This window comes from Lysobacter sp. Root690, from assembly GCF_001427785.1.
In the GTDB taxonomy this organism is placed as follows: domain Bacteria; phylum Pseudomonadota; class Gammaproteobacteria; order Xanthomonadales; family Xanthomonadaceae; genus Lysobacter.
Genome location: NZ_LMHM01000016.1, coordinates 53,200 through 68,109, shown reverse-complemented (window position 1 = coordinate 68,109; position 14,910 = coordinate 53,200). Strand labels below are relative to the sequence as shown.

11 protein-coding genes are annotated in these 14,910 nt (G+C 66.3%); 6 read left to right on the top strand and 5 right to left on the bottom strand.

Annotation, left to right across the window (positions count from 1 at the left end; genetic code table 11):
- Positions 1 to 163 precede the first annotated feature (163 nt).
- Positions 164 to 1,420 carry an MFS transporter gene (locus tag ASD86_RS18080; protein WP_235567806.1) on the top strand — a complete coding sequence of 419 codons (1,257 nt, stop codon included), beginning with the start codon at positions 164 to 166 and terminating at the stop codon, positions 1,418 to 1,420.
- Positions 1,421 to 1,593: 173 nt separating this feature from the next.
- A complete protein-coding gene (locus ASD86_RS18075; protein WP_056113773.1) occupies positions 1,594 to 3,657 on the top strand; it encodes a TerD family protein in 2,064 nt (687 codons plus the stop codon).
- Between the two features lie 105 nt (positions 3,658 to 3,762).
- Here the strand turns inward: ASD86_RS18075 and ASD86_RS18070 are convergent, their stop codons facing one another.
- From ASD86_RS18070 to ugpC, 5 genes are all read right to left on the bottom strand, one after another.
- Positions 3,763 to 4,785: an aldehyde reductase gene (locus ASD86_RS18070; RefSeq protein ID WP_056113771.1), complete on the bottom strand. Its 1,023-nt coding sequence runs from the start codon at positions 4,783 to 4,785 to the stop codon at positions 3,763 to 3,765.
- A gap of 71 nt (positions 4,786 to 4,856) precedes the next feature.
- On the bottom strand, positions 4,857 to 5,429 hold the full coding sequence (locus tag ASD86_RS18065; protein WP_056113768.1) for a hypothetical protein: 573 nt from the start codon (positions 5,427 to 5,429) through the stop codon (positions 4,857 to 4,859).
- Positions 5,430 to 5,446: 17 nt separating this feature from the next.
- A complete protein-coding gene (locus ASD86_RS18060; protein WP_056113765.1) occupies positions 5,447 to 6,883 on the bottom strand; it encodes a DUF2235 domain-containing protein in 1,437 nt (478 codons plus the stop codon).
- 62 nt (positions 6,884 to 6,945) lie between these two features.
- Positions 6,946 to 7,485 carry a hypothetical protein gene (locus ASD86_RS18055; protein WP_056113764.1) on the bottom strand — a complete coding sequence of 180 codons (540 nt, stop codon included), beginning with the start codon at positions 7,483 to 7,485 and terminating at the stop codon, positions 6,946 to 6,948.
- A gap of 1,000 nt (positions 7,486 to 8,485) precedes the next feature.
- Positions 8,486 to 9,580 carry a sn-glycerol-3-phosphate ABC transporter ATP-binding protein UgpC gene (ugpC, locus tag ASD86_RS18050; RefSeq protein ID WP_056113761.1) on the bottom strand — a complete coding sequence of 365 codons (1,095 nt, stop codon included), beginning with the start codon at positions 9,578 to 9,580 and terminating at the stop codon, positions 8,486 to 8,488.
- A gap of 119 nt (positions 9,581 to 9,699) precedes the next feature.
- On the opposite strand from ugpC, the gene ASD86_RS18045 reads away from it, so the two are divergent.
- The 4 genes from ASD86_RS18045 (at position 9,700) to pgl (ending at position 14,903) form a co-directional block, all read left to right on the top strand.
- On the top strand, positions 9,700 to 11,088 hold the full coding sequence (locus ASD86_RS18045) for a GH1 family beta-glucosidase (protein WP_056113758.1): 1,389 nt from the start codon (positions 9,700 to 9,702) through the stop codon (positions 11,086 to 11,088).
- 452 nt (positions 11,089 to 11,540) lie between these two features.
- Entirely contained in the window at positions 11,541 to 12,968 is a 1,428-nt protein-coding gene (gene zwf, locus ASD86_RS18040) for a glucose-6-phosphate dehydrogenase (protein WP_056113754.1), read from the top strand.
- On the top strand, positions 12,965 to 13,975 hold the full coding sequence (gene glk / locus ASD86_RS18035; protein ID WP_056113751.1) for a glucokinase: 1,011 nt from the start codon (positions 12,965 to 12,967) through the stop codon (positions 13,973 to 13,975). The genes zwf and glk overlap by 4 nt, the downstream gene beginning before the upstream one ends.
- A gap of 181 nt (positions 13,976 to 14,156) precedes the next feature.
- Positions 14,157 to 14,903 (top strand): 6-phosphogluconolactonase, encoded by a 747-nt coding sequence (gene pgl, locus ASD86_RS18030; protein WP_082578475.1) that lies wholly within the window; start codon positions 14,157 to 14,159, stop codon positions 14,901 to 14,903.
- Positions 14,904 to 14,910 lie beyond the last annotated feature (7 nt).

The following is a 14,910-nucleotide window of genomic DNA, read 5'->3' as shown; positions in this document are numbered from 1 at the left end:
GGATTCACTCACCATGCCGTCAAAGCCCCTCTCCCGTGAAGCGGGAGAGGGGTTGGGGTGAGGGCACAAGATCGCCGCGTGCCCTCATCTGCCCCTTCGGGGCACCTTCTCCCGCACGCGGGAGAAGGATTCAATACGCGGTAGATGATTCGCCGGAGCCTGCATGACCGCCACCGCTTCCAGTCGCCGCCTGATGATCGTGGCGATGATCCTGACCTACATGATGTTCGGGATCCTGCTCAACAGCGTGGGCACGGTGATCCTGCAGTCGATCCAGGGCTTCGGCATCACCAAAAGCGACGCGAGCATCCTCGAAGCCTTCAAGGATCTCCCGATCGCGGTCGTCTCCTTCCTCACCGCCGCATTGATGCCGCGACTGGGCTATCGCCGCGCGATGATGCTGGGCCTGGGCATCGTCGGCGTCGCCTGCGCGCTGATGCCGCTGCTGTCCTCGTTCTGGATGACCAAGGTCTTATTCATCGCCACCGGCGTGGCGTTCGCCCTGACCAAGGTCTCGGTGTATTCCTCGATCGGCCTGTTGACCGAAGGCAAGCAGGCGCATGCCAGCCTGACCAGCATCATCGAAGGCTGGTTCATGGTCGGCGTGCTCGCCGGCTACTGGATCTTCGCCTGGTTCATCAACCCCGATTCGCCGGCCGATCCGGTCTGGCTACGCGTGTACTGGCTGCTCGCCGCGATGGCCGCGCTGATCGTCGCGTTGCTCGCTTGTTCGCGCATGGACGAATCGGCCGCGCGCGACGGCCACGCCGCCGCCGATTCGTTTCTCGACATGTTCCGCCTGATCGCCCAGCCGCTGGTCGCCGCGTTCCTGGTCTCGGCGTTCCTGTACGTGTTGATCGAACAAAGCGTGGGCACCTGGCTGCCGACCTTCAATCGCGAAATCCTGCACCTGCCCACGACCATGAGCGTGCAGGCCGCGAGCATCTTCGCGGTGTCGCTCGCGTTGGGGCGGCTCGCCGCCGGCCTCGCGCTGCGGCGCGTGCCGTGGCACTGGTTGCTCATCACCTGCGTGGTGGCGATGGCGCTGCTGGTGATCGTCGCGCTGCCGCTCGCCGGTCAGGCCCGACCAAGCGACGACATGACCTGGGCGCGCGCGCCATTGGCGGCGTATGTGTTCCCGCTGATCGGCCTGTTCATGGCGCCGATCTATCCGGCGATCAACTCGGTCGTGCTCAGCTCGCTGCCGAAATCGCGGCATGCGGCGATGACCGGCCTGATCGTGGTGTTTTCCGCGCTGGGCGGCACCACCGGTTCGTTCATCACCGGTCAGTTGTTCGCGCGCATCGGCGGCGGCACCGCGTTCTATCTGTCGCTGCTGCCGATGGCGCTGTTGCTGCTGGCGATCGCGATGCTCAAGCGCCAGTCCAATCGCGCCGAACGCGCGATCGCGGCCGCCTGAGCGCACACGCCGTTCGCGATCGACCATCGGCATTCTGTTTCTCCCAGGGCTGGGCTATGCTCGACCTCGTGGCTATGGGCGTCCTTCCTTCTACTTGAAACTAGGGTGCCCGCTTCCCACACAGCCCGCCTCCCGGCGGGCTTTTCATTGAGGACCTCGCGGAGGCACGGCGCATGAATGGAATCTACCTGCGGCGACGCGGCAAGCTGTACGTCAAACCCGGCGACGGCGGCGCCAGCGCAGCCGAAGTGGCGATGGTGCAGAAGGAAACCGAAGCGCTAGGTTACGTGCTGTCCGAGGCCGTGGTCGAACGCCTGTGCACGTTGTCGATCGAGCAACTCACCCAGGTGCTGCGCGAACTGCGCAAGCATCTGGCGCCGATGACCGGCGCGCACCGCAAGCACCGGCCTTTGTTTCCGGATTTTCCGAAGGGCTCGATGATGCTGGCCGAGGCCGAGTTGTACCTGCGCGCGGTCTACCACTACCTCACCCATCGCCGCCTGCACCTGCAGCAACCGATGGAAACCACGCCGCTGCTGCACGGCCGCGAGCCGCGCGAAATCGACCTGGGCAGCGCCGAAGATTTCGAAGCCATCTGCACCCGCCTGGCCAAGGCGCCGACCTCGCTGTCGGCGCAGGACAAGACCGACCTGTTGTGGTTCATCAAGCAGTACCAGGCCCAGGTGTTTCGCTTGTTGCCCGAGCAGATTCCGTTCAAGGAAAACCTCGCGCTGATCGGCGCTGGCCTGCTGCGCTACGCACCGGGCGCAGCCACGAACGAATTCATCGCAACCCGATTCAAGACCGCGACTGATCTGTTGCGCCTGGCCGTAGCCTTGAACGACGGCGATGTTTCGCTGGCCGAACCGACTCGATTCAAGGCGATGAAGCGCACGCAACGACGCCTGCTGCTGGACGGGCTGGAAGCCTGCGGCGATCCGACCGAGGACATGCGGCGTTGGCGCGAACGCTGGAAGCGCCTGGGCGAAGTGCTGCATCCGGGCGACTACCGCGAACGCTGCCCAAACACCTGGCGCGCGTTCCAGATGCTGCGCGAGGACCTGCCGTTCGAGAGCTTCAACAGCGCGGTCGAACGCGAACTGGAGCAAGGCCGCACCGATGCGGTCGCGCAGCGCTTGCGCGCGCGCCCGGGCGAACTCGCGCGCAGGCTCGATCACCTGCTGCGCGGTGAGGTACCGGCGCAAGCCGTGCTCGACCACTTCCGCGCCGTCGCCGAACGCGTCTCCACCCCGGTTCTGTTGCAGGCCCTGAGTCAGTTCGAGCATCGCGGTGAATCGGCATTGCGCACCTTCTTTCCGAAGGGCGACGCGGCGCGCGCGTGGACGCTGCACGATCGACGCGCTCCGATCGACGCGCGCGTCTTGGCCGATGTCATCGCGATCTGCCGCGATGCCCTGCGCACCCGCTTCGCCGAACGCGCGCCGCTGGGCCGCTGCTACATCGACCCGGCCCTGGCCGACATGCGCGTACCGCTGGTCCAGCGCTCGGCCTCGCGCGCGCTGCGCACGCTGGTACGCGGCAGCCGCCTGCCGCTGCCCGACACCCGCTTCATCCGCCTGTTCCTGTGGTGGACCAACGGCCGCAGTCGCACCGATATCGATCTGTCGGCGGCGTTCTTCGATCGCGACTTCGTGTTCCGCGATGTGGTCGCCTACTACAACCTCAAAGGCTACGGCGGCCACCACAGCGGCGATATCGTCGATGCGCCGCGCGGCGCAGCCGAGTTCATCGACTTGGACCTGGCGCGCTTGCGCGAGCTCGGCTTGCGTTTCGTCGTGGTCAGCATCCACAGCTTCACCAACCAGCCGTACTGCGACCTGCCCGAGTGCTTCGCCGGCTGGATGGCGCGCAGCGATGCGAACTCGGGCGAGCCGTTCGAAGCGCGCACGGTCGAAGATCGGCTGGACCTGGCCTCGAACCAGCAAAGCTGCCTGCCGTTCGTGCTCGATCTCGATACTAATCAGATCCTGTGGACCGATATCGGGCTGGGCGGTTTCCCGCGCTGGAACAACGCCGCTAATCATTTGTCGGGCATCTCGCTGATCCTGCGCGCGATGACCGCGCTGGCAACGCCGGATCTGCGAACCTTGTTCGAACTGCATGCGCAGGCGCGCGGCGAACTCGTGGATTCGCCCGAGCAGGCCGATACGGTGTTTTCGATGAGCGAAGGCATTACCCCGTTCGATGTGGATCGGATTCGCGCCGAGTTCCTTTGAGCGCTCTCATGTAGGAGCGGCGCGAGCCGCGACCGCGCAGTGGCCGTTCGCGGCGGACACATGCCATCAAGGTTCGATGCAACACGAGCCGACGCAAGCCGCGGCTCAGGCGTTTTGCTTCAACGCGATCAGGCTCTGCGCTGTCGCGATCAACGCGTCCTCGCGCGGCCGTGGCACCCAATCCAGCACGCGCTGGGCCTTGGCGCTGCTCGCATTCTTGCGCTTGCCCAGGTCCGGAATCACTTGGCGCACCGCCGGGTCGCGCAGTGCGGCCAGACGCACCATCCAGTTCGGCACTTGGCGCTTGGGCACTTTCTCCGCCGCGGCGCCGAGGTGGCTGCGCAGGGTCTGGGCGATCTGCAGCACCGACATGAAGTCGCCGGCGACGGCCAGGAAACGTTCGCCGTTCGCGGCCGGATCGGTCATCGCGCGCAGGTGCAGGTCGGCGACGTCGCGCACGTCGACCGCGCCGAAATGCAGTTGCGGGCATCCGGGCAAGCCGCCGTCGAGCATGCGCTGGATCAGGCCGATCGAGGTCGAATAATCGGGCCCCAGCACCGGGCCGAATACGGCGACTGGATTGATCACCGCCAATTCCAGCGCCCCGCCCTCGCGTTCGATGAAGTCCCAAGCCGCGCGTTCGGACAGGGTCTTGGATTTCGGATACGCGGCCACCTCGCCGCTCAAGTCCGACCACACCGTTTCATCGAAAGGCTCGGCACGACCGGGATGGCCGTAACCGATCGCCGCGAACGACGAGGTCAGCACCACCCGCTTGACCCTGGCGTCGCGCGCGGCGCGTAACACCCGCAACGCGCCTTCGCGCGCCGGCACGATCAGGTCGTCTTCGTGTTTGGGCAATCCTGGCGGAAACGGCGAGGCCACGTGCAGCATGTAATCGCAGCCAGCCACGGCCTGCGTCCAGCCCGCGTCGTGCTCGAGATCGGCGACGACGAACGACAGGCGATCGCCCGGATCGACGCCGGCCTTGCGCACCATCGCCCGCACCGCGCTTTCGCGCTCGAGGCCGCGCACGCTGGTGCGTACGCGATGACCCGCCTGCAATAACTGGACGATGCAATGACTGGCGATGAAGCCCGAACCGCCGGTGACCACGACTGTGTACATCGGCGATTTCTCGATTACTCAAACGGCACGATCGAACGCGTCGCGATCGCGCGATGATCCGGCATGCGCAATTACTCCGCCCCCGCCGGCTCAAGCAGCACATACTCGCCCTTGGCCCCGTAAGTCTTGCCGGCGCGCGCGCACAGCGCTTCGCCGCAGCGGGTCAAGGCGCCCGACTGGGTCGCGTGCAGGATGTCCTTGGCGAACTGGGCGCGCTCGATCTCGCGCATCGACTTGCGCATGAAATACCAACTGCTGCCGACCGCCAGGATCGAGCCGACCAGCAAGGCCGCCACGCCCTTGTAGATCAGCCCCTGTTGCGAACGCAGCAGGCCGATGTGCTGTTCCTCGATCGCCTTGGCCGCGCGCTCGGCAATTTCGGCGCTTTCGCGCAACTGGGTGCCGATCGGACCGAAGGTCTGGTCGACGCCGCGGCCGATCGCCTCGCGGGTCTGGTTCTGCACCGCATTGATCAGCTGGTGGGTCAGTTCCTGCGCGCCGGCGCCCATGCCCTGCGCGGTGCGGTGCAGCTCATCGGCGCTGCGGTCCACATGCTGGACCGCGCGTTCGCTTTGTTCCTGCATGTGCTGGGCGAACACCGCCAGATCGGCGGCCAATCGTTTCAGGTCTTGCGCGTCCTGCACTTCGTTCTCCGTCAGGGTTACTGGCCCGGCATGCGTGGCTGCATGCTGGGCGGTTGCTGCTGGTGCGGCGGTTGCTGCGGCTGCGCCTGCTGCGGTTGCTGTTGCTGTTGCGGCGCCGCCTGGGACTGCTCGGCCTTCATCTGCTGGTATTGCTCGCGTCCGTTCTGCAACCAGGCCTGGCCCGCGTCGGAACGCGCGTGGTCCTGCGCCGCGGCGCGGAACGCGCCGTCGTCGCGATTGCGCGCGGCTTCGGTCAGGCGCGCGAAGGTGCGGTCGATGTCGCTGCCTTCCTGCGCCGCCGGCTGCAGGGATGCCTGCTTGCCCGGGGTATCGCCGATCGGCACCGGCCGGCGCTCGAAGCGGCCGTCCATGCGCTCGTCGATCGGTTCCTTGCGGGTCGGATCGGCGACCGAATGATCCTTGACCTGCTGCTTGCTCGCGACGACGTCGGTGTGGTCGCGCTGACCGTCGCGGAAATCGCGGGTGGTGTAGAAGAACTGATGCTTGTCGGACCGGTGCACGACGTTGAGTGTCGGGTCCTGCGGTTCGGCGCGCTTGTCCAGAAACGGCTTGTCGCTGAGCCCGTTGAGGTAATCGGTCATCAGATTACCGCTGCGGATCGACAGGCCGTTGAGCTCGTAGCTGCCGCCGATGTTGCTGTGCGCGCCGCCGACGGTGACGTTGAGGAAGCGTTTGTCCTCGCTGAAACCCTCGCGCAGGATGCTGGTCGACTTGAACAGGTCGCGGCGTTCGTCCTCGGCGGTGATCTGGAACGCCGACATCACCGACGGCGGCAGGCGCCGGTCGTGATTGCGCGGCTCGCCGGTGCCGACCGGGTCGAACAGACCGACCGCCTGCGGCACCTGCCCCGGCGCCACCAGCGGCGGCTTGCTGAACTCCACCCCGGTGATGTTGCCGTCCTTGTCCTTGCTGTAGGTCGCACCGCTCGGGTCCTGGATGCCTCGCTCGTGGACCAGGCGCGCGAACGCGGCCTCCTGTTCGGCGCCGCGGCTGAAACCGATCCCGGCCACGTTGATCTGCGCCTTCGGGTCCTGGTCGAGCCACTGCTTGGACTGCTCGGTGAACTGCCGGTACATCTGCTCCACGCGCGGCTCGAAGGTACGCCCGCTCATCTGATCGCGGGTGCTCTTGAGCCAACCGTCCTGGGTGCCCGGCCCTTCCACGTAGCCATAGCCGATGTTGCGGTGCATGCCGGCTTCGAGTTGCTGCACGACCCCGGCCACGTTGGTGTGGTTCTTCGGGTCGTCCTTGTACATGCTGTTGCCGGTGCCGTCGAAAGCGGCAACGAACAAGCGCGCATGCGGATCGCTGGAATCGAGCATCAGCGGCGCGCGCAGTTGCGACAACTGGCCGCTGGCCTGCACGTAACTGTCGAGGTCGTGCTGGTCGGCGGGATAGGTCTTGACGCCGTCCGGATTCTTTTCGCCGCCCATCGCAAACTCTCCTTAGCGCTGCGGTTGTGATACTGCCGGGTGCTGCGGCTCGGGGCTGCGGCTCAGTAGGTCTGACTGAAAACCTGGATCAGGTCGGCGCGGTAATCGCTGTTGGCGTTGCCGGGATCGCGCGGCGCCTTCAACGGAATGAAGGTGCGCATGTAAACGTTGATGGTGCGGTCGTCGACTTCCAGGATGATTTCTGGATCGCCGATGCTGATACCCGGCGCGATGTCCTCGCGCGCGACCTCGTGCCGCACCAGCCGGTCCTTGAAGATCTCGCCGATGTCGATGCGCGCGCTGTGCTCGCTTTGGTCCTTCGAACGCCAGCTGACCTCGGCCGGCGGCGGGAAGTTGACGATGTCGATGTGGCCGGCCTTCATCAGGCTGCGGTAATCGGCGCCGAACGATTCGGTCGAGGCGCTGAGCTTGGTTTCGTCGGGCTTACCGTGCGGAAAGCCGTGATAGACGATGCGGCAGCCGTAGGTATCGAAGCAGTAGGCGCCGAAGCGGTGACGCTCGAAACGCAGCGGCCATTCGGCCGAGGTGCCCGCGCCGGTATGCGCGGCGGCGGACGGGCTGGAGGCGGCGGACGTAGACATGGCGGTTTGACATCCTGTTGCGGCAAATAGGGCAAGCATCGCGGCCAGTGCGCGCGCGCGGCGGGCATGCGCCTGCCGACGTTGCGGTTCGCAACGCGGCACGGCATGACGGCGACGGCGGCCGGTCACGGATTGACTGTCCATCTGGGTCCCTTCGCTGGCTCCGGCACACTAGCATCGGCGGGTGGGCGAACCCACTGTACGGATAGCTCCCCTTCCGTACTGCGCTGCGATGTGCTGGAGCACGAGGCTGGAGTTTGCACGCAATCGGCGATAAGACTCAACTAATGTGCCGACTTTTGGCTTGGGGCTGAGATGCGCGTGTGCATTCGAGTGCCGGATTTGCGCCGGCGGCGCGGCGATCGGGCGGTTCTGGCTCGGCCGTGCGGGAACGGCAGCGGGCCGGGTCGGCAAAGTGATGCGGTCTTCGGTGCGGACTGATCTGCGACCGATTGCACCGTTTCGGTTGGCGGTGACGCGGGGAGTCCGGCAGTAGGATCACTCGCCACGATCGCCCCGCGCCCTACACCAGCAACTCAACACCTAGCCGCGCACATACCAGAACGTCATTCCCGCGAAGGCGGCTCCGCTTCACTTCGGCGGAGCCGAACATCCAGCGACTTTCGCGCGAGGCTGGAAGTCGCGCGATATATCCGATCATTAGACCACTCGCTACGACCGCCCTGCGCGTCTACAGCCGCAACTCAACATGTAGCCGTATCTTTTCAGCACGTAACCGCGCATCTATAAGAACGTCATTCCCGCGAAGGCGGGAATCCAGGGGCTTTCGCGCGAAAGAGCATGAAGTCGTGAACGTTCTCGCTTCAGTCGTTCGGTCGTCTCGTTTCCAGCGTGAAACCAGAACGCATCGACTTCAGGCGTTCTCGCGCGAAAAGCCCTGGATTCCCGCCTTCGCGGGAATGACGGGCTGGGAGTATCTCGGAAAAACCGAAACTCATTCCACCCAGAAAGGGTCGGCTGTATTTACTACCGGCCCCCCCTACAACCGCAACTCACTCTCCCGATCGAAGAAATGCATCCGCTCGGCCGAATACGACAGATGCACGGTGTCGCCGACCTTCGGCAAGTGGAACGGCGGCAGGCGCACGACCAGGTCGCAGCCGCCGCAGCCCAGGTTCAAGAAGGCTTCGTTGCCGACCGGTTCGACCACTTCGACCTTGGCCGGCAAGGTGTCCGAGCCGGCGTCAGCCGGATGCATGTCTTCCGGGCGCAGGCCGATCATCAGTTCGCGACCAAGGTAACCGCGCACTTTTTCCAACAGCTCGCCTTCCGGCCGCAGACGCAGTTCGACGCTGTCGGCAATGCGCAGGTACAGGGCGCCTTCGCGTTCGACCACTTGGCCCCACAAGGTGTTCATCTTCGGGCTGCCGAGGAAGGTCGCCACGAACAGATTGACCGGCCGGTTGTACAAGGCCATCGGCGTGTCGATCTGCTGGATCTTGCCGTCCTTCATCACCACGATGCGATGGCCCAGGGTCATCGCTTCGACCTGATCGTGGGTGACGTAAATCATCGTGGTCTCGAGCTGCCGGTGCAGGCGCGCGATCTCGACCCGCATGGTCATGCGCAGCTTGGCGTCGAGGTTCGACAGCGGCTCATCCAGCAGAAACACCTGCGGCTTGCGCACCAGCGCGCGACCCAGCGCGACGCGCTGACGCTGCCCGCCCGACAATGCCGCCGGCTTGCGGTCCAGCAGCGATTCCAGTTCCAGCGTCGCGGCCGCGGCCTTGACCCGCTGCGCGATCTCGGCCTTGCTCGCGCCGCGCAGCTTCAGGCCGAAGCCGAGGTTCTCGGCCACGGTCATGTGCGGATACAGCGCATAGCTCTGGAACACCATGGCGATGTCGCGATCCTTCGGCGGCATGTCGTTGACCACCCGGTCGCCGATGCGCAGCTCGCCCGAACTGATCGACTCCAGCCCCGCGACCATGCGCAACAAGGTGGATTTGCCGCAGCCCGACGGGCCGACCAGCACCAGCAACTCGCCGTCGTCGATCTCGAAGCTGGCATCGGCGACGCCGACGTAACCGTTCGGATAGACCTTGCGCAGCTGCTGCAGAGTGACCTTCGCCATGAATTCTCCCGACAATGCGATCGAGGCGATGCATTTGTGCCCGCCCTGGGCTATTCTGCCATGTAACCGTTTTCATGCACGCCCGCTTCCAATTCGATTGGCTCCGGAGGCCACGACGAATGACCGATTCACGCTTTGCCGCCGACCGCACCTTCCCGAACGGCTTTCTGTGGGGCGCCGCCACCGCCGCGCACCAGATCGAAGGCTCGCCGATGGCCGACGGCGCCGGTCCCAGCATCTGGACCCGCTTCGCCCACACCCCCGGCATGACCCTCAACGGCGATACCGGCGATGTGGCCTGCGACCACTATCGACGCTGGAAAGAAGACGTCGCATTGATGAAGTCGCTGGGCCTGCAGGCGTATCGCTTCAGCGTCTCGTGGTCGCGCATCCTGCCCGAGGGCACCGGCCGGGTGAATCAGGCCGGCCTGGATTTCTACTCGCGCCTGGTCGACGAACTGCTGGCCAACGGCATCGAACCGCTGCTGACCTTGTACCACTGGGACATGCCGGCCGCGCTCGACGACCGCGGCGGCTGGCTCAACCGCGACTGCGCCGACTGGTTCGCCGAGTACGGCCAGGTCATGTACCGCGCGCTCGACGGCCTGGTCAAGAAGTGGGTCACGCTCAACGAGCCGTGGGTGATCACCGACGGCGGCTATCTGCACGGCGCGCTCGCGCCGGGCCATCGCAGCCGTTTCGAAGCGCCGATCGCCTCGCACAACCTGATGCGCGCGCACGGCGCGGCGGTGCAGGCGTACCGCGCCGAAGGCAAGCACGAGATCGGGCTGGTGGTGAACATCGAGCCCAAGTACGCGGCCACCGATTCGGCCGAGGACGCCGCCGCGGTCAAACGCGCGCACGCCTACATGAACGAGCAATACCTCGATCCCGCCCTGCTCGGCACCTACCCGCCGGAACTGCGCGAGATCTTCGGCGAAGCCTGGCCGGAATGGCCGCAAGCCGATTTCGACCTGATCAAGCAGAAGCTCGACTTCATCGGCGTCAACTACTACACCCGCAGCGTCACCAAGGACGCGATCAGCTACCCACTCAACACCGGCGTGGTGCGGCAGCCGTCGGGCACCTACACCGAGACCGGCTGGGAAGTGTTCCCGCAGGGCCTGACCGACACCCTGACCTGGGTCAAGGACCGTTACGGCGACATCCCGATGTACATCACCGAGAACGGCGCGGCGTTCTTCGATCCGCCGGTGGCCGAGCCCGATTCGACCGGCGAACGCCGCGTGCGCGATCCGCTGCGCATGGACTACCTGCAAAAGCACATCGGCGCGATCCACGACGCGATCCAGGCCGGCTGCGACATCCGCGGCTACATGGTGTGGTCGCTGCTGGACAACCTGGAATGGTCGCTGGGCTACTCCAAGCGCTTCGGCGTGGTGCATGTGAATTACGCCACCCAGGACCGTACGCCGAAGGACAGTGCGCGTTGGTATTCGAAGGTGATTGCGAGTAATGGCAAGTTCTTGGAAGAGCCGTTGCCTTGAGACGGGGATTTTGGATTCGGGATTCGGGATTCGGTTTTTTGAGAATCTGGAATCGTCGCGGAGCCGCGGCTCGGCGACGATCCCACACGGCCGTCATCCCCGCGCAGGNGGGCTTCACCGCGACATGACTCTGAAGTCTCTGGATCCCCGCCTTCGCGGGGATGACGAGCAAACAGGCCATGTCAAATCGAAGGCCATGGCGGCTCGAATACCACCACGGCCAGCGTGATTTGGCGAACTTAGATAGCGGCCACAGCGGTATTGCTCACACCGATCTCGTTCCGTGAGCGATGCCAGGGCATTGGACGCCCTATAACGGCGAATGTGTCGCCTGACGCTCAAGCGGCGATATGCTTGGGTTATCGGCCGGAGTCATGGACTACGGCCACTTGTGGTGGCGCGGGTAAGGCGCTCGCCTCGGGCTTCTCCCTCATCTTTTGGTCTCTGGCTCCATGCACGACACCCTGCTGCTGTTCGGCGCCACCGGCGATCTCTCCCAGCGCTATCTGTTTCCGTCGCTGGTCCATCTGTGGCGCGATCGGCTGCTGCCGGCCGGGTTCCGCATCGTCGCGGTCGGCCGTCAGGAACTGTCCGACGACGACTTCCGCGCCTGGCTGCGCGAGCGCATGGCCGGCGAGGTCGCCGACGATCCAACCGTGGCCGAGGAACTGCTGTCCAAGATCACCTACGTCTCGGTCGATCTGCGCGACGAGTCGGCGATCGCCGCGGCGCTGTCGAAGTACGCCGACCGGCCGAGCGTGAGCTATCTGGCCACGCCGCCAGACCTGTTCGTGCATTGCGCCAACGGCCTCAAGGCCGCGGGTCTGCTCGAAGGCGAATCGCGCCTGGTGCTGGAAAAACCGATCGGCCGCGACCTGGCCTCGGCGCGCGAGATCAACGCCGCGCTGCGCGCCTGCCTGGACGAATCGCGGATCTTCCGCATCGATCACTACCTGGGCAAGGCGGCGGTGCAGAATCTGCTCGCGCTGCGCTTGGGCAACACCTTGCTGGAGGCGGTGTGGGAACACCGCTGGATCGAATCGGTCGACATCCTGGTCGCCGAGACCGCCGGCGTCGACGGCCGCGAAGGCTATTACGCCGGCTACGGCGCGCTGCGCGACATGGTCCAGAACCACATGCTGCAATTGCTCGCGCTGATCGCGATGGAGCCGCCGGCGGTGCTCGACGCCGACAGCATCCGCGACGAGAAGCGCAAGGTGCTGCGCGCACTGCGACCAATGAGCACGGAGGACGTCGCGACCCGCACCGTGCGCGGCCGCTACGGCGCCGGCGTGGTTGAGGGTCGCGCGGTCAAGGGCTTCGTGCATGAGTCCACGGTCGAGACCTTCGTCGCGGTGGAGACGTATATCGATAACTGGCGCTGGGCGGGTGTTCCGTTCCGCCTGGTGACCGGCAAACGCTTGGCCGAACGCGCGACCGAGGTGGTGGTCTCGTTCCGTCCGACCTCGCACTGGCTGTTCGAACGCCCGCGCCGCGGCCGCGAACGCCCCAATCGCCTGCGCATGCGTCTGCAACCCGACGAAACCATCGAGCTGGGCCTGATGGGCAGCCTCGCCGCGCCGGAATGGGGCGCGATGGAGCTCAAGCCGATGTCGCTGGACTTGTCGATGTCGGGCTCGCCGCAGCGGCGCATCGCTTACGAGCGCCTGCTGGTCGACGCGCTGCGCGGCAACCAGACCCTGTTCGTGCGCGACGACGAAGTCGAAGCGGCGTGGCAATGGATCGACAGCATCGAAGGCGCCTGGAGCCAGACCGAACAACCCGCGCTGGACTATCCGGCCGGCTCGTGGGGCCCGGCCGAGGCCGAACGCTTTCTGCCGCCGACCAATGGCTACAAGTCCGGCGGAGGCTCGGCATGACCGGCGCGTTGCTGGCGGACATCGGCGGGACCAATGCCCGCTTCGCCCTCGCCTCGTCCGATCCAGCCGTGCCGGCGCTGTTGCCCGACAGCGTGCAGGTTTTCTCGGTTGCCGACTTTCCGTCGTTGGCCGACGCCGCGCGGCATTACCTCGACCGCATCGGCGCGAGCCCGACCGATGCGGTGTTCGCGGTGGCCGGGCGCGTCGATGGCGACGAGGCGCGAATCACCAATCACCCATGGGTGATCTCGGCCGAACGCACCCGAATCGCTCTGGGACTGACCCAGTTGCGTCTGGTCAACGACTTCGCCGCGCAGGCGATGGCGGTGTCGCTGCTGCAACCGTCCGACGTGGTGCCGATCGGCGGCGTGCGCTGGAACGGCTGGAGCGGCGACGGCGACCGCACCTACGCGATCATCGGCGCCGGCACCGGCCTGGGCGTGGGCGCGCTGCTGCGCCGCGACGGCCGCTATTACCCGCTGCAGACCGAGGGCGGCCACGTCAGCTTCGCCCCGGGCACGCCGGAGGAAATCGAAGTGCTGCAACGCCTGTCGGGCGAATTCGGCCGGGTATCCAACGAGCGTCTGCTCAGTGGCAGTGGCCTGGTCAACCTGCATCGCGCGTTGAGCCAGATCGCCGGCGAAGATCCCGGTCCGCTGCAGCCGCAGGACATCACCGCGATGGCGCGTGAAGGCGACGTGCGCTGCCTGCGCGCGATCGACGTGTTCTGCGCGGTGTTCGGCGCGGCCGCGGGCGACCTCGTGCTGACCCTCGGCGCGTGGGACGGCGTGTTCCTGCCTGGCGGCCTGGTGCCCAAGCTGATGCCCTGGCTGGCGCATTCGGGCTTCCGTCAGCGTTTCGAGCACAAGGGCCGGTTCTCGCCGACCATGGCGCGGGTGCCGACCCTGGCGGTGACCCATGCGCAGCCGGGCCTGCTTGGCGCGGCGGCGCTGGCGGCGCGGCACGCGCCGGCGGCGGTGCCTGCGAGCGAGATCAGCGCTGGCTGAGCGGCGGTGGCGGGTTTCGCCATTACGGATGCAACGCGGTCGCGGCCGCTCGTGCAGGTGGAGGTCGCGGCGTTTCCAGCTCGTGCTGTGACGCCGCTCCGTGATGTCGGTGCGGCGTAAGCCGCGATGGGCCGGCCGCGCCACGACATGGCCTTAAACAACGTCGTGCGACGATGGACGGATGCTCGACGACTCCGCCCCCGTCCCGCACGATCCCGCCCTGCCTCAGGCCGCGCCGTATCGCTGGCATGAGCATCGCAGCGTCGACACCTGGATCTGGGCCAGCGCGGTAGCCATCGCGGCCGAACTGCGGCGCGATCTCGCCCGGCGTTCGCGCGTCCGCCTGCTGCTGTCGGGCGGCACCACGCCGGCGCCGGTCTACCGCGCGCTGTCGCGCGCGCCGCTGGACTGGGCGCGGGTCGATATCGCCCTGGTCGACGAACGCTGGCTGCTGCCCGACGATCGCGACAGCAACGCCTGGTTGGTGCGCCAGCACCTGCTGCGCCACAACGCCGCCGCCGCGCGCTTCGAAGCCCTGACCGCGCCCGGCCGCAGTCTCGAGGAAGCGGTCGCCTTCGCCAACGCGCACGCGCGCCAGAGCGCCAGCGCGGCGGTGCTCGGCATGGGCGAGGACGGCCACACCGCGTCGCTGTTTCCCGGCCTGCCGGGCCTGGAGCGGGCGCTGGCGTCGAAGCAGCCCTATGTCGCCATCGACGCCACCACCGCGGCCGGCGCGAAGCAATGGAGCAAGCGCATCAGCCTGACGCCCGCCGGACTGGCTTATGCGCAATCGCGCTTCCTGCTGATCCAGGGCAAGGCCAAACGCGAAGTGTTCCGTCAGGCCATCGCCAGCGGCGACGCGCGTCGCTGGCCGGTGTTGATCGGGATGGACGGCGACGTCGGTCTGGACGTGCATTGGTGCGAGTGACGGGATG